Genomic DNA, 15,196 nt, shown 5'->3' with positions numbered 1-15,196 from the left:
GTATTTTCACAGCCTGTGCCACTCAAAAATCTGACTCAATGAAAGAAGAAGGGTTCATTCACCTGGCGTTGGGTGATTCTTACACCATTGGAGAAGCAGTAAATGTAGATGAACGCTGGCCTGTACAATTAGCCAAGCGTCTAAGAAAGGATTCCATTAAGATCGATCCTGTAATTGTAGCTACCACAGGGTGGACAACTGATGAACTTAAATCGGGAATCGTAAAAGCAGACCTGGAAGGCACTTATGATTTTGTCACCGTGCTCATAGGTGTAAACAATCAATATAGAGGCTACCCAATTGATCAATATGAGCGAGAGTTTAAGGAGATTTTGGATCAGGCTATCCAATTTACAGGAGGAAATCCGTACAATGTGATGGTGATTTCCATTCCGGACTATGGTGCCACTCCATTTGCTTCTAAAAGGCTGCTAGATGCTGAGAAGATTGCAAGGGAGCTAGACCAGCACAATGCTATTGCAGAGAAGATCGCAAAACTCAGAGGTGTGAAATTTATCAACATTACCCCCGGATCTAAACAGGCAAAAAATGATCCTTCTCTCATAGCATCAGACGGGCTACATCCGTCAGGCAAAATGTATGAGACGTGGGTGGATGCTATGTATGATCATGTGTATAGCAATCTTTCGTCCAGATAAATCTACTAAAAGTTCAATTTCGACGTTGATTCATAGGTATATGATAAAATACGCCTATTTTTGATCCAAATCACTTGCTTGTCACAACCAATCTCTATGAAGAGACTGATCATCCTTTTGTGTTATGCCTCCTTAATTTCCTGTCAGGATAAAGTGATATGCCCGGCGTTTCAAAGTACCTACATTCTGGATGATTCCACCCGTAACGCCTATTTCTCATATGTGTGGCAGTTAGACGAGAATACCCGTGCCGAATATTTAGCAAAACAAAGAGGAGGAAACGCAAATGACACCCTGGGTGTGGTGGCTCAGCCAAAGACAGATTACTACGCATATGCAGGGGAGAAAGTGGTGCCTTGGAGGGTTCAAAAGAAAACAAAGTATGGGATTGTGAAGCCGGCCTGGTATCCTATCAACAACTACCAGTTGCGTACCGCTCCGATGGAGAATGTGCTTGCCCCAGAACCCGTTTCCAATGATTTTGTGGCTTCCGATTTTTCAGATTCTCTTGGCGAAGACTCACTCTCAATTGCGATGGACTCCCTTTCCATGGATTCTGTAAAAACAGAAACGGTAGTGGCTGAAGAGAAGACAAAATACCTGTATGGCTATGATCCCGCTGACAACTTCAACGTAGAGCAGGAGTACTACAACAAATACTACGCTTACAAATTCATCGACAACCGGCCTAAACCAAAGCCTGTGCCTGCTGATTCGTTAGCCTCAGTGCCGGATTCCCTTCAAACGAAAGAACCATTCTTCAAGGGATTGTTTAAGAAAAAGAAGAAAGGCGAGGAGGAAGTAGAAGAAACGGAAGCTCCTGATGAAGAAGTGGAAGTTCCTCCGGTGGGTGCAGAAGGAACCACAGAAGAAGAAGACGATGGAAACGGGTGATGATCACCCTTTGATATCAGTTATCCTGCCTTTTTTCAATGCCCCTTTTTTAAAGGAAGCAATCGAAAGTATACTTACCCAGACTTACCCAAATTATGAGCTGATCCTCGTCGACAATGGGTCAACAGACGAATCATCCGAAGTGGCTGATTCATATCAGGATCTCCCAAATGTTGTTTTAGTAAGGGAACCAATGCATGGGGTAGTGCATGCGGCCAACAAAGGAATAGCGGTTGCTCGAGGGGAGTTTATAGCAAGAATGGATGCGGACGATATCTCAATTCCAAATCGGCTTGAGCTTCAGTATGAACACCTCAGGAGGAATGCTGATGTAGATGTTGTTTCCGGATTAGTTAAATACCTCGGTTCATCAGAAAATGAAGGCTTCACCCATTATGTGAATTGGCTGAATTCGATCCTTTCCAAAAAGGAGATTTACCTAAATCAATTTGTGGAGTTTCCAATTGCCAATCCTTCCATGATGTTCAGGAGAGAAATAGTAGCTAAATATGGGGCATTTAGCGATGGTGATTTTCCTGAGGATTACGAATTTTTTCTAAGACTTCAGTCTCATGGAGTTGCGATGGAAAAGGTTAACACCCCCATTCTTCAATGGAGGGATACACCCGGTCGGTTAACCCGCACAGATTCAAAGTACACTAATGAGGCATTCTTCCGAATAAAAGCACGGTACCTGGCGCAATGGCTTAAAGCAAATAATCCATATTTTTAGTGCTGTTGAATATTTAATCATCTGGTCATATTGTGATTTTATTAAATCCCAATCGATTGTTCTAGTCAGGATGGGTGTCAAATTCTTTAATTCTGACTTCATTGAGTTATTCGTAATATATAATTTCTTTTTGTTGATTGTTTTAAAGCGCGGCATTAAGGAAAAGTTTAACAAATGAGAAAACGCAAATGCAATTTCACTTTGCCCATGAGTATCAACATAATTTTTATCAAGTTCAAAATCAGTACTATGATTTAATATCCCTTCTATCATGTTTGCAACTTCGGAGGAAGAAACTGATTTTAATTGAGAATATATACAAGTAGATTTTTTCTCTACATGCCAGTAAATCATTACTCCCCTTCCTCTATACCTAATATGCCATTCAGTCATTAAGTTTTGATCCCATGAACCGAATTTCTTAGAATCAGAGGCACAACTTGTAGAACCCTCTCCCCAGATATTATTAAGTCTAATTTTATGAATATGATTGACAACTTGAATATTCGCGTTGCGCAAGTTATCCTTATTGAGATATTTTCTCTTTATATATCTCAGATTGCTATAAGAAAATTCCCCATTACTTGAGTTTGACATTCGCTTTAGTCCGGTATTAGTGCCTAAGCCAAATAATACTAATAGTAGCCTTTTTCTTCTTGATAATGAATCTATAATTTCACGGTCTGCCATCGTATGAATTTGCTCTGTGAAATTTATCTGCATATCAACTTCTTTTAGGATATCAAGAAGATCAATCATTGGCCATCTTTGAGCTACATCCTGTTTGAGTAATTCTATATTTTTAGGATCTTCCTGCTTTTCAAATGGGGTAAGAATTATTTTTCCACCATTTTTAGAAGATATTCGTACATCGGGGTTACTATTTACTTTATTATTAAAGTTACGAAGAGAATCACTTAAATCTTGCTGGAGTTGTTCTATGAACGGATCTGGGTCTTTAGGTTTATTTAGAGAGGAATAATAATGATTCCTCTTTCTTTCGAAATCCTGTGGTAAGTCTAGTTCCGGGTTTTTAAATTTATCTGAACCTTTTACCCATATTTCCTTACAACGTAGCTTGTCTCTTAAAGCTTGCAACACAATAATTTCATATTCTTTTTTATCAATTCCAATCTGACCGTTTTCGTCTTCACTCAAAAGACCTTTTTTTTGAGTAGTGGTCATTATGCCATCGATAGGCAAACCTTGATCTATAGTGAAAAAGTTTATGTCGGTATCATAGCTTTCCTTTATTAATTGTAATGCTTTGATAACAGGTCTATGTTGCAGATTATTTGATTTGAACTCTAAAGCATTTAGGACAGCCGGCAACATTCGTCTGTAGTGTCTGGAATAAGAGTTCTTGATAACTTTGAATACTTTCCCTTTAAAGGCTCCATTATTATTTTTTAATTCCGCTACCAAATCTCTTAAGGTTTCCTCTTTGGCAACAGGATATATTACATTCCTAATTGTTTCATCAGGAAACTGAAGAGAGTTTTCAGCCATTCTTAATAGAATATTAAATTTACCTCCTACTTTTTTAAAATCCTTTACAAATTCTTTTACAACTCGATTTTCAGCGTTGCTAGATATTTTATGAATTAGTTGAATTAACAATTCGACAAGGTTATCTGTAATTTGTCGACTTCGAATATGAAGGAAAATTGAAAGGTACGTATACTTTATGTGATTGGGATGTGCCCTAAGCTCGGATATTAATTCGGAAGCAACTCTTAATTTATATTTCTGCAATATGTCTTGTTTAACTGATGAAAAGATTTCGGATGGGACACCAATACTTCTAATGATTTCGAGTTTATCAATTTCCTTAAAAATACTTTCCAAACCAATTCTTCCCGGATCACTTTTTAACTCATTCAAAGTAACCTCTTTTCCATTATCAGAATATTCGTTTTCTTCCAGCGTTTTTAAAAGATAATCGATATGCTCTTTAGTAGTATCAGGTATAGAATCATCAATATACTTAAATAACTCCTGTTCTTTTCGATTGATATAAGCCTTAATCAGACGTTCAAGTTGATTCGTAACGGGAGGCTCTGTTTTCAATTTTCTATACTCTTCTAAAAATTCTATATTAAGTTTGTCTACATTATACCACTCTCCGAAATCACTTAAATTCTGATATATTTTTTCATCAACCTTTGTGGAATATTCAGAAAATGAAAAGAAATTTCTAATAATATTTCGATGGCGTATACATGTTCTTCCTGCTAAATCGTATTTTTTAAATTCCTGTTCATCAATCTTTAATTGATTAGCAATATAATTTAGAACAGTATTCGGAATCTCGTCCTTATCTCGTGGAAATCGAGCTTCCAGTTGAAAAAATTTAAGTAGTACTAAAAAGCTCAATTTGTTTATATGAGTAAATCCTTTAGCAAGAAGTATGTCTTCTTCATCAATAAGGAAATGTTCTATAAGCCCATCATCTTCCCAATATTGTTTCATAAGCTATCCTTTAAAAACTAGAGTCCATTTTCATATTTGATTTAAATTATCTTTGACTTTTTTTATGGTATTAGGAGAACAGTTACACAATTTTTGAATTTCTCTTGAAGAGTATCCCTTTGATAGAAACCTTTGAATATCCTGGTGCTTTGCGAGAAATTTTTCTATTGACTCTTTAGACCCTATCTTTCTTCCAGTAGTCAACCCTTTGGCCTTCCTGGACCGGATTCCGGATTTAATTCTATAACTCAATTGTTCGCTCTCAAGTCTTGCTAAATCAGCCATGATAGTTACTATAAGTTTTGTAAAAATTTCACCAGCCTGATCCTTAGTATTTATCGTGGTACCAAGATTATGAATATATACGGCTACACTCTGTTTTTTTAATTGTTCAAGTAGATTCAAAACATCAACTGTATTCCTGCCTAAACGTGATACTTCTGAAATCATAATACACTTAATCGAATGCTTCCTTATGTAAGACACGGCTTGTTGGAGTCCAGGTCTTTCATCAGATGTTTTTGTAAAAGCTGATATTTTTTCAGAAAAGACTTTATCAACATCAAATCCTTTGATTGATTTCATATCATCGAGTTGCCTTTGGGTTGACTGATCATTTGATGACACTCTCGTATATATGATTGACTTCATGTTACAATTTAATCATTAGCTAAATTAGTTACTTCTGAATAAGAACCCAGATTATGTAATGTTATAAATACTAATTAATAGTAACATTATTTAAATGGTAACGAAATATATTTGATTACAGCACATACTTACAAAATCTTTATATCAGGAGTGACATAACCTTTTCAAATAATATCTGATCAGTCTTTAGTTTCAACAGTTTGATTAAAAAATCAGATTCATTCAACAAGCGTTTGTAAAAACAAATGGTTAATTCTATCCGCTGCCCAGCGGCATAGACTTTTAGTGATCATAATTCTAATATTTATCAAATATTTAAACTTTATAAAGGCCAGCAATAAAATGATCAATCAAATGTGATAGTGACTGATCATTTTTTTTTAATTCTAGAGTTCTAGAACGAATTTTAGATAATTCCAAAGCCATTAAAGCCATTATTCGCGCATTAATTTCATTTCTAAAATGTTGTGATGTAATACCATCACTAATTGCTTTTTCGAATGATGAAACAAGAAAATTAAGTTCAAATGATTTAAGCTCATCTTTTCCGTCCGGAACATACAGGCCTATAAATCTAAGAACCTTGTCATCAACAAGGGAATAAATAACATCACACATTTTGAACAATTCAATAAGGCGCGGTATTGGTTCCAGCAGACTTAATCTTGTTTCATAAACTTTTTTGTTTTTAAAAAGAAACCTCTTAAAAAGGATAGTAAGTATTTCTGATTTTGAATCAAAGTACTTGTAAATTGTTTTTTTTGAAATTCCCAATTCCGCCGATACACGATCCAAACTTGCATTCTCAAAACCAGCATTTAAGATTAATGCTCTAGTTGTAGCTAGAATTTTAAGTTTTTTGATGTCTTTCATAAGTCCTAAAATACTTTAATTCTTTTAGTTCTAAACTAGAAGTATATCTTTGTGAGCGAAATGAAAAATTTGAATGAATCAAAGTTGAAATTTATTGAAGAGACCGCTTCTCTAATGGAGAAAAAAGGGTTTTCTCCTATTGTTAGTAGAATTCTCTCTTTTTTACTTATAGCTGATACTGAGGAAAAAAGCTTTTATGAAATACAGGAATCGTTGAATGCTAGTAAATCAGCAGTGAGTAATGGGATTAGCTTACTACTAGATAAAAATTTTATTAAGGCCAACACAAACCCCGGAGATCGTAAAAGATACTTCCGCCTTAACGTTGAAACTTGGATTGAAGTATTGAAGTCTATTACTGAAGAATACAAGGGCTATAGAATGGCAATTGACAAAGCTCTGGAACTTAGATCAGAAAAATTCACGGAAAGCAATTCACAACTAACGAAAATCAGGGATTTATATCAACTATTTGAGACAAAACTACCGGTCATACTTTCAGAATGGGAAACTAAAAACTCTAGCCAAGCATAATACCTATGAATCAAATTTCTTACAAAATAATTTTCACTCTATTTATTGTAACCATTTTCAGGTGTTCAATAGTAGCTCAGGAAACTTTTACATTGAACGATGTGGTTGCTTTTACTCTCGAAAACAATAGGGAGATTAAAAAAAGCATGATACAAGAAAAAATAGGGTATGAAGTAACCAAAGAAGTACGTAGTACAGCCTTGCCACAAGTTATGGCTTCCGCCAATTACATAAATAACCTGCTACTTCCTGTTTTAGTAGTACCTGGCGAACTAACGGGTAATCCAGGTGAAGTGAGCACTATAGAAGTAGGACTTGACTATAATACATCAGTTGCCCTATCATTAGAACAGCCATTGTTTGATAAATCTGTTTTTACTGCATTGAAGGCAGCAAGATCATCAGAAGAATTATACGCCTTAAGGGTAAAGAAGACAAAGGAAGAGGTTGTGTATAGGGTAGTCATACTCTATTACAATGTCTCCATATTCGATAGGAACATAGCGGTTCTTCAAAACAATTTAAATCAAACAAACAAACTACTTGAAATTTCAGCCGTGCAATTGGAGCAGGGTTTCATCAAACAAGTTGACCATGACCGCCTGAATGTTTCCAAAATGAATCTTGAAATACAGCTATCTGATTTGACCTTGGCAAGGTATAATGCAGTAAGACAATTGAAGTTAATGATGGGAATGGATTTGGAGACTGCTTTGCCTCTTGTAAAAGAAGAAGATAAAATAATTGAATCAGTAAATATACCTGCAATTTCTCAGGAGGAACTTACAGATTTCAAGCTTCTTTCCGTTCAAAAACGATTGTACGAATTGGAGCAAATCAATTTTCAATCAGGTTATTTCCCAAAGCTTAGCCTTTTTGCAAATTATGCTTATAATGGAATTAGCAATGACTCTTTTTTTTCCAATTCTGATGTCACAACCAACTGGTATGACGTGTCTTCAATTGGTCTGAGATTACAATTATCTATTTTTGATGGTTTCCGAATTAGAGCACAAAGTGCACAATCACAATTAAGACAACAACTTGTTGAAGAGTCGATTGAATTTACTAAGGAACAGTATAACGCTGACTATGCCAATGCTAAAGAAAAGCTAAACCAAAGTTTGTCTACGCTTCGAACAAGGAAGTCAAGTGTCGAACTTGCTCAAAAAGTATATGATATTTCCCAAAAAAGCTATAGTGAAGGACTGTCTGATTTAACCGACCTGCTTAGTGCAGAGACCGCACTGACTACCTCTCAGATTAACTACTCGGCTGCTCTTTTGCAAGTAAAAATCTCAGAAGCTGAAATATTAAAATCTACCGGTAAACTCTTAGAATCTTATTAATTAAACATGAAAAAGATATTAATTAACTCTATAATATTCCTAACCATAGCCGCTGTGGTGGCCTTCGTACTGAAAAACAACAAAGATGAAATGAAGGACGAAGTTAAATTGGCGCAGATCAAACCAGACTTTATTCCGGTAAATGCTGTGCCTTTAAAGAAAATGATGATTGACATGGGTTTTCAAGTCAATGGAAATTTAATACCTAACAAAGAGGTAACTGTTTCGTCTGAAATACCCGGAGTTGTTACTGCAATATTGGCAGAAGACGGAGCCCTTGTAAAATCAGGCCAAGTATTGGCAAGACTGGATGATAAAACAATAAAAGCGGCTTTGGATTTAGCAAGGGCCAATTTTGAAAAAATAGAAAAAGACAAGAAGCGAATTGAAAATTTGTATGCTGCCGGTGGCATAAGCCAACAGGATCTGGACAATATCCAACTTGCTCATACAAAAGCCAAAACCGATTTGGTTTCTGCAGAAAAATCATACGAAAATACTTTTATACGTGCACCTTTTTCGGGTATCAATGACAAAAGGTATATTGAAAAAGGAGGTTACGTTAAGGGAGGTGGCGGTCTTTTTGATATCGTTGATATAGACCGTATGAAAATGATAGTCAACGTCCCTGAAAGTCAGATTCAGGTGGTAGCACTTGGGCAAACAGTCAAAATAGAGGTACAGGCACTTCAAAATAAAGCGTATGAAGGAACGGTCACCAGGATTGGAACAAGGGCCCTGGAAGCACTTACCTTTCCGGTTGAAATTTTAATTTCAAATGCTTCGAAAGAATTAAAATCAGGCATGTTTGGAACCGCAACTATTGAACCTCAAACCAATGAGGTACTTACCATAAACCGAAATATGCTAATAGGCAGCATTAAGAATCCACAGGTTTATGTTTATAAAGACAGCATTGCCGTACTAAAGAGTATTGAAATTGGCCAAAGAAATGACAACTATATAGAAGTAGTTTCAGGAATTAATGAAGGTGATTTAATCATTACTTCAGGACAAATCAATTTAACAGATGGAGCCAAGGTTGGAATCAAAGAATAGAAGACCATGAAAATAACCGAAATATCAATAAAAAGATCCACCGCACCCGTAGTAGTCTTTATTGTACTCACTTTACTTGGTCTGGTAACTTATTCACTACTAGGCTATGAACTCCTACCTAAGTTCACTCAGCCTATTGTGACAATCACTACCATTTATCCAGGAGCGGCACCAAGTGAAGTAAAAACATCTGTATCTGAAAAAATTGAAGATGCACTTTCCTCCATGGAAAATGTAGAGTCCATTAGCTCCACTTCTTTAGAGTCTGTCTCAATTATAACTGTTGAGCTTACAACTGATGCCGATGTTGATTTAGCACTTCAAGAGGCACAACGAAAAGTAAACGGGATTATTTCAGATTTACCGGATGATGTAGAACAACCTTCACTCTCCAAGTTTTCAATTGATGATCTTCCCATAATTAGTTTGGCGAGTACGGCTAGCAACCTGGATCCATCGGGATTCTTTGATTTGGTCGATCAGCGAATCGTTCCAGAGCTTTCAAGGATAAATGGGATGGCTCAGGTGCAACTTGTAGGAGGAGAAGAAAGAGAAATCAAAGTCAATATTGACAGGGAAAAACTCAAAGCCTACAACCTATCTGTTTTGCAGATTGTTCAGATGATAGGAATATCCAATCTAGACTTCCCCACAGGCAAAATTGAAACGAATGAAGAACAGCGAACCATAAGGCTTTCCGGTAAATATCAAAACCTGGAAGAAATAAGAAACCTTGTAATCGGAACTTTGTCTAATGGAGCGCAAATTAGATTAAAGGATCTTGGAGAAGTTGTAGATGGCAAGGCAAAAATTGAAAAAGTAACCAGATATAACTTAGAAAATGCCATAGGAATATTACTAACAAAGCAAACCGATGCGAACGCAGTTACTGTAAGTGAACTCACACGAGCTAAAATCAGAGAGCTAGAAGAAATTTATAGTGAAGAGGGTCTGAAGTTTAATATTGCACAGGATCAATCAGAGTTCACTCTTGAGGCAGCCGACAGTGTGATTCATGACCTATACATTGCCGTAATACTGGTAGCCCTGGTAATGTTTTTGTTTTTACACAGCATAAGAAATGCCATTATTGTGATGATTGCTGTACCTATCTCCCTTGTTGCCACTTTTACAGCGATGTATCTGGCCGGCTTTACCCTTAACTTGATGACCCTACTCGCACTTTCACTGGTGGTAGGTATTTTGGTGGATGATGCCATTGTGGTAATAGAAAATATATACAGACACATGGAAATGGGCAAAAATCGTATTAAAGCTTCTTTTGATGGTGTTAAGGAAATCGGATTTACAGTTACTTCTATCACATTCGTGATTGTGGTGGTTTTTCTACCTCTGATGCTGGTGGAATCCCTGATTTCTCCAATATTGACAAATTTTTCATTGGTAATCGTAGTGGCCACTCTACTAAGCCTTTTGGTGGCCTTTACCATTATTCCATTGCTCACCTCCAGATTTGCAAAAATTGAAACATTTAATCCAAAAGGCATCTCGGCTCGCTTCAATAAGAAATTTGAAAGTATCATTGATGCTTTTGGTGGATGGATCAACAGGGTTTTAATCCAATCGATGAACAATAAGACACTAACACTCATAGTGACTGGAGCGTTATTAGTCGGATCGTTCATGCTGATTGGTTTTGGATTCATCGGTGGTGAGTTTATTTCTCAGGGTGACAGAGGAGAGTTTGTCATCCGCATAGAACTTCCTAAAAATTCATCGGTAGAAAAAACCAATCAAACAGCAAGGATTGCTGAAAATTTAATATCTGAATTGCCGGAGGTTGTGAGTACTTTCACAACAGTTGGACAAACCAGTCAAGGGTTTGGGGGAACACAGGCTATTCCGAATGAAGCAGAAATTAATGTCAAAATGGTTCCATATAATCAGCGTGATATTTCGGCCACTGTGTTTTCAAAACGAGTTAAACTTTTGTTACAGGAAAATATACCTGGTATTATAGTATTTTCATCGCCAACCAGTATACTAGGCACAGCGTCAGAAGCACCAATTCAGGTAATTTTTGCCGGCCCGGAGCTAGACCAATTAATGAAGCTGGCCAATGAGATCAAAGATGACCTGGCGCAGGTAGAAGGTACCACAGAACTTGAATTAAGCATAAAAGCAGGAACCCCTGAAGTGAAAGTAGATATAGATAGGGATAAAATGGCTAGCCTTGGATTAGATTTAGGTACTGTTGGCTCAACCATGCAAGTTGCTTTTTCGGGCAATACTGATGCTGCTTACAAAGATGGAAACTACGAATATGACATTAATGTAAAACTTAACGAATTCGATAGACAAAATGTGCGAGATGTAGAATCTCTGATTTTCATCAATAAAAGTAACCAGCCTATTACACTTGATCAGTTTGCAGTTGTTACTGATACGGTTGGCCCATCCAGGCTTGAAAGAAAAGACCGTATCAACTCAGTCAAACTTTCTTCCAAGATAATAGGAGTTCCAGCTGGTACAATTGGTGAAGAACTTCAGCAAATTATAAATGCTAAAAACCTTCCTGCCGGAGTATCTTACTCCTTTGATGGTGATTTAAAAAGACAATCACAATCATTTGGAGCATTAGGTTCTGCCTTTCTATTCTCAATTATTCTTGTATATCTTATTCTCGTTGCTTTATATGATAACTACATTTATCCTTTGGTAATATTGTTTTCAATTCCTGTGGCTATTGTAGGTGCGCTTTTGGCACTTGCATTAGCTAAGCAAACGCTCAATATCTTTTCTGCGCTGGGCATCATTGTTCTGATTGGTTTGGTGGCCAAAAATGCCATTTTGGTGGTTGATTTCACAATTCAAGCAAAGGATAGCGGTTCTGATACGAGAGAAGCTCTGATTGAAGCTACAAAAGCAAGGTTGAGGCCAATATTGATGACTACCATTGCATTGGTTTTTGGGGTATTGCCTATAGCCCTTGCAAGTGGTGCAGGTGCAGAATGGAAGAATGGGCTTGGATGGGCAATAATAGGTGGCCTTTCTAGCTCAATGTTGCTAAGCCTTGTTGTAGTCCCAGTTGTGTATATGATAGCCGATAAGCTCGTGGAAAAATTAGGGCTGACAGAAAAAAAAGAGAAATATTCAAGAGAATTGGAAACTAATTGAGATGAACTAATGGCAAATGATCTCAGAGTCAACCATAATAAAAGCAAAACAATATACTAAAAAATTACTAGTCAGTTTAGGCAGTAAATACCTCTTTCATAATTGGAATCATACGCAAGAGGTTGTAAATGTATCAGAGGAGTTAGGTATAATATGCGGCCTTTCAGAAATAGAATTGTCTCTTTTGAAATTGGCAGCATATTTTCATGATACCGGACATATTAAAAGTTACAACGAACATGAAGAAGTAAGTGCAAAAATTGCGGAAGAGTGGCTGGAAATTCGAGGCGTAGCTAAGTCAGAAATTGAAATTGTTAAATCATTGATTCTTTCTACTAAATTATCTTCACCATGTGTAACTATAATGCAAAAAGTCCTTCATGATGCTGATTTAAGCCACATTGGTACTTTAGATATGGAGAAAAGAGCTAATGCTTTAAGAAAAGAGTGGGAACAGCTTTTTCAATCAAAATACTCAGATAAAGAGTGGTTGTGTTTACAAATATCTTTCTTGAAAAACCTGAAATTCCTTACAGTTCCAGCAAAAAACAAATACAATAGCATAGTGAAAAATCATATAAATCTTATGGAACAAAAACTTTCAGAATTAGACTAAGAGGTTTAGAGAGCGGACGACAATCTCCTTAAAGCAAAACCAAATATCTGTTGGCCATGGCACGAGGTATTTTGAAGTATTCAGAATGCTAATCAATAAATTAATATTATGAAAAAAGCAGTCATCTATCCTAATAAAAAAGCTCCAGAGTTATTCAGGAGCAGGCTTTTGAATATTCTGACATGGTCCCATCCAGCACTGATTTTCGGTATGTACCTGTTTCTATCAGTTGTGGCAATTTATTTATATCATGTTGAGTTTGGGGCTGCCAGAAGCCAGATAACCATCTACTTTTTACTAGGGTTGCTTTCATGGACATTGGCTGAATACCTACTGCACCGTTTTATATATCATAAAATCAAGGATGCCAGCTACGATAGTGGGTTTCATTATATGTTTCATGGTATCCACCATGCGTATCCTAATGACAAAAGCAAAACCGTTTTACCGCCTTTGCCTTCATTAGTTATAGCAGCCTTGTTTTTAGGTTTGTTTTACCTTCTTCTTGGAGGTAAAGCACTAGCCTTTAGTCCTGGCTTTGTCATCGGGTATTCCATATATATGTGGATACACACAATGATTCACGGCCTACCTATGCCTAAACGATTCAATTTCTGGTGGAAGCACCATAATATTCACCACTACCAGCAGCACGATCGGGCTTTCGGTGTAAGTACACCACTATGGGATTATATTTTTAGAACCATGCCACAAAAAGGAAGAAAAACTATTACTGTGGTAAATGAAGCCGTCTAATAAAAAATAGGAAAGTTGTCTAAAATGCTTCGCTGATGTTCTGCATAAATCGGTATTATTAATGAATTAGTCTCACTATTTTCATAATAGGTAATGTGAGTAAACGTATAAATCACATAATTATATGAAGGTCTTTCAATCTTAATGTACATTAGACTCGCATAGACCTTGGAGGCCATGAATTAGTCGTCAAAATATAAATAAAATAGGATACCACAATGGTGTACTGCTGTCGCAGTACAATTACATTGACTTTAGGACTGCACAATTAATACGCTTTCAATTTAAATGGCTTCAAAATGAAGCAACCCTGTCACTGGGCCTAATAGATAGCAAAAATCTAATCTTTGATTGGTTTGCAAATGCAAAAATAAAAACCGTACAGTTCTTAAAAGAGAAGCAAGAGAAATACGCCGATACGGAAAGTTATATTGAGCTACCGCTAGAGGATGAAATCTATAAAAGTCTTCAAAAATTTGTTTCTCAAAATAAAATTGACCTCTTGGTTTTAAAAAGTAAGAAATACAATCTTATTGATAGAATATTTCATAAAAGTCTGACAAAGAAACTGGCCCTACATTCAAGTATTCCTATGATAGTTATTAAGGATTGAAAAGTATCAAGTTTATTTTCAAAATTCTTAATTCACCGCCTCAATAATGAAGCTCCTGTTACTAAACCCGGGAAGCATTTCTGAATAAGTATGTATAATTTCATCCCGACTATCAGCCAGCGCCATTGAGTAGATCAGCGGAACATAATGATCAGGTGTCGGAGCTGCTAACAGACCCAGTTTATTCGTTTCATAGTTAATGATGCTTTTCAAGTCCCTTGCATCAATTCGCTGTTTAATCCAACTGTCAAACTCCATTTCCCAACCGTATAGTTTGGTGTCTCTCCTTTGCATTTTTGCGATCGCCAATTGGAGATTATGCACCAGTGCACCGCTTCCTATAATTAACACTCCCTTTTTTCGATACTTCTTTAACTGTAATGCCAAGTCATAATGATACTGTGGTGGCTTGTAATAGTCAATACTCAACTGAAAAACAGGAACATCGGCTTTGGGAAAAAGATGCTTCAGCATGGGCCAGTTGCCATGATCAAAACCCCAGTCTGTAGTTTCATTGATAGTAGAAATATTGGAAGCTATCACTTTTGCGATTTCTGGTGCTCCCGGTGCAGGATACTTTTCGGTATAATAGTTTGCAGGGAAACCATAATAGTCATAAAGCGTTTCAGGCCATGGTGATGTATTTACGTAAGTACCATTCGTGCACCAATGAGCGGAGACGACCAAAATAGCATTTACTTTATATTTTTCCCTGATCTGCTTTCCAGTATCTCCCAAATAGGAGGTGAATGGATTCCCATAAGCTGGTATTGGTATATCCATTGGGTTTCCGTGAGATGTAAACAATACAGGTAACACTTGATCAGTACGTTTCATATCTTGGATCGA

The 15,196-nt window shown here is 36.6% G+C and carries 14 protein-coding genes; 10 read left to right on the top strand and 4 right to left on the bottom strand.

Translation table 11 applies throughout. From position 1 onward, the window contains the following. Nucleotides 1-38: 38 nt before the first annotated feature. The 3 genes from RLN88_RS12255 (at nt 39) to RLN88_RS12245 (ending at nt 2,286) form a co-directional block, all read left to right on the top strand. On the top strand, nt 39-659 hold the full coding sequence (locus RLN88_RS12255) for an SGNH/GDSL hydrolase family protein (RefSeq protein WP_350221695.1): 621 nt from the start codon (nt 39-41) through the stop codon (nt 657-659). A gap of 96 nt (nt 660-755) precedes the next feature. After that, complete coding sequence (locus tag RLN88_RS12250; RefSeq protein WP_350221694.1) at nt 756-1,553, top strand: hypothetical protein; 798 nt, start codon at nt 756-758, stop codon at nt 1,551-1,553. Beyond that, complete coding sequence (locus RLN88_RS12245; RefSeq protein ID WP_350221693.1) at nt 1,483-2,286, top strand: glycosyltransferase; 804 nt, start codon at nt 1,483-1,485, stop codon at nt 2,284-2,286. Before RLN88_RS12250 ends, RLN88_RS12245 begins: the two co-directional genes overlap by 71 nt. Here the strand turns inward: RLN88_RS12245 and RLN88_RS12240 are convergent. From RLN88_RS12240 to RLN88_RS12230, 3 genes are all read right to left on the bottom strand, one after another. Beyond that, nucleotides 2,203-4,758: a Tn3 family transposase gene (locus tag RLN88_RS12240; protein ID WP_350221692.1), complete on the bottom strand. Its 2,556-nt coding sequence runs from the start codon at nt 4,756-4,758 to the stop codon at nt 2,203-2,205. The genes RLN88_RS12245 and RLN88_RS12240 overlap by 84 nt on opposite strands. Nucleotides 4,759-4,788: 30 nt before the next feature. Next, nucleotides 4,789-5,409, bottom strand: a complete 621-nt coding sequence (locus tag RLN88_RS12235) for a recombinase family protein (protein ID WP_350221691.1) — start codon at nt 5,407-5,409, stop codon at nt 4,789-4,791. Between the two features lie 315 nt (nt 5,410-5,724). Next, nucleotides 5,725-6,282 (bottom strand): TetR/AcrR family transcriptional regulator, encoded by a 558-nt coding sequence (locus tag RLN88_RS12230; protein WP_350221690.1) that lies wholly within the window; start codon nt 6,280-6,282, stop codon nt 5,725-5,727. Nucleotides 6,283-6,342: 60 nt separating this feature from the next. Between RLN88_RS12230 and RLN88_RS12225 the strand changes: the two genes are divergently transcribed. The 7 genes from RLN88_RS12225 to RLN88_RS12195 all read left to right on the top strand — a co-directional run bounded on the left by RLN88_RS12225 (nt 6,343) and on the right by RLN88_RS12195 (nt 14,347). Further along, a complete protein-coding gene (locus RLN88_RS12225) occupies nt 6,343-6,816 on the top strand; it encodes a GbsR/MarR family transcriptional regulator (RefSeq protein WP_350221689.1) in 474 nt (157 codons plus the stop codon). A gap of 5 nt (nt 6,817-6,821) precedes the next feature. Next, nucleotides 6,822-8,165 (top strand): TolC family protein, encoded by a 1,344-nt coding sequence (locus RLN88_RS12220; protein WP_350221688.1) that lies wholly within the window; start codon nt 6,822-6,824, stop codon nt 8,163-8,165. Nucleotides 8,166-8,171: 6 nt separating this feature from the next. Beyond that, nucleotides 8,172-9,224 (top strand): efflux RND transporter periplasmic adaptor subunit, encoded by a 1,053-nt coding sequence (locus tag RLN88_RS12215; RefSeq protein WP_350221687.1) that lies wholly within the window; start codon nt 8,172-8,174, stop codon nt 9,222-9,224. 6 nt (nt 9,225-9,230) lie between these two features. Then, complete coding sequence (locus RLN88_RS12210; protein WP_350221686.1) at nt 9,231-12,362, top strand: efflux RND transporter permease subunit; 3,132 nt, start codon at nt 9,231-9,233, stop codon at nt 12,360-12,362. A gap of 16 nt (nt 12,363-12,378) precedes the next feature. Then, nucleotides 12,379-12,978 (top strand): HD domain-containing protein, encoded by a 600-nt coding sequence (locus RLN88_RS12205; protein WP_350221685.1) that lies wholly within the window; start codon nt 12,379-12,381, stop codon nt 12,976-12,978. Between the two features lie 108 nt (nt 12,979-13,086). Further along, the gene (locus RLN88_RS12200; RefSeq protein ID WP_350221684.1) at nt 13,087-13,734 is read left to right on the top strand and encodes a sterol desaturase family protein; all 648 of its coding nucleotides are present in this window, start codon (nt 13,087-13,089) and stop codon (nt 13,732-13,734) included. Between the two features lie 181 nt (nt 13,735-13,915). Beyond that, a complete protein-coding gene (locus tag RLN88_RS12195; protein ID WP_350221719.1) occupies nt 13,916-14,347 on the top strand; it encodes a universal stress protein in 432 nt (143 codons plus the stop codon). A 27-nt stretch (nt 14,348-14,374) separates the two neighbouring features. On the opposite strand, the gene RLN88_RS12190 is transcribed toward RLN88_RS12195, so the two are convergent. Then, entirely contained in the window at nt 14,375-15,184 is an 810-nt protein-coding gene (locus RLN88_RS12190; RefSeq protein WP_350221683.1) for a dioxygenase family protein, read from the bottom strand. Nucleotides 15,185-15,196: the final 12 nt, after the last annotated feature.

This window comes from Ekhidna sp., from assembly GCF_040223195.1.
In the GTDB taxonomy this organism is placed as follows: Bacteria; Bacteroidota; Bacteroidia; order Cytophagales; family Cyclobacteriaceae; genus Ekhidna.
This window is presented reverse-complemented; position numbering and strand designations above follow the sequence as displayed.

What these genes read in the sequence shown, in the direction of transcription:
- RLN88_RS12250 (WP_350221694.1), top strand. Translation starts at nt 756, where the DNA reads ATGAAGAGACTGATCATCCTTTTGTGTTATGCCTCCTTAATTTCCTGT.
- RLN88_RS12230 (WP_350221690.1), bottom strand. Translation starts at nt 6,282, where the DNA reads ATGAAAGACATCAAAAAACTTAAAATTCTAGCTACAACTAGAGCATTA.
- RLN88_RS12215 (WP_350221687.1), top strand. Translation starts at nt 8,172, where the DNA reads ATGAAAAAGATATTAATTAACTCTATAATATTCCTAACCATAGCCGCT.
- RLN88_RS12210 (WP_350221686.1), top strand. Translation starts at nt 9,231, where the DNA reads ATGAAAATAACCGAAATATCAATAAAAAGATCCACCGCACCCGTAGTA.
- RLN88_RS12235 (WP_350221691.1), bottom strand. Translation starts at nt 5,409, where the DNA reads ATGAAGTCAATCATATATACGAGAGTGTCATCAAATGATCAGTCAACC.
- RLN88_RS12190 (WP_350221683.1), bottom strand. Translation starts at nt 15,184, where the DNA reads ATGAAACGTACTGATCAAGTGTTACCTGTATTGTTTACATCTCACGGA.
- RLN88_RS12205 (WP_350221685.1), top strand. Translation starts at nt 12,379, where the DNA reads ATGATCTCAGAGTCAACCATAATAAAAGCAAAACAATATACTAAAAAA.
- RLN88_RS12225 (WP_350221689.1), top strand. Translation starts at nt 6,343, where the DNA reads ATGAAAAATTTGAATGAATCAAAGTTGAAATTTATTGAAGAGACCGCT.
- RLN88_RS12255 (WP_350221695.1), top strand. Translation starts at nt 39, where the DNA reads ATGAAAGAAGAAGGGTTCATTCACCTGGCGTTGGGTGATTCTTACACC.
- RLN88_RS12245 (WP_350221693.1), top strand. Translation starts at nt 1,483, where the DNA reads ATGAAGAAGTGGAAGTTCCTCCGGTGGGTGCAGAAGGAACCACAGAAG.
- RLN88_RS12240 (WP_350221692.1), bottom strand. Translation starts at nt 4,758, where the DNA reads ATGAAACAATATTGGGAAGATGATGGGCTTATAGAACATTTCCTTATT.
- RLN88_RS12220 (WP_350221688.1), top strand. Translation starts at nt 6,822, where the DNA reads ATGAATCAAATTTCTTACAAAATAATTTTCACTCTATTTATTGTAACC.
- RLN88_RS12200 (WP_350221684.1), top strand. Translation starts at nt 13,087, where the DNA reads ATGAAAAAAGCAGTCATCTATCCTAATAAAAAAGCTCCAGAGTTATTC.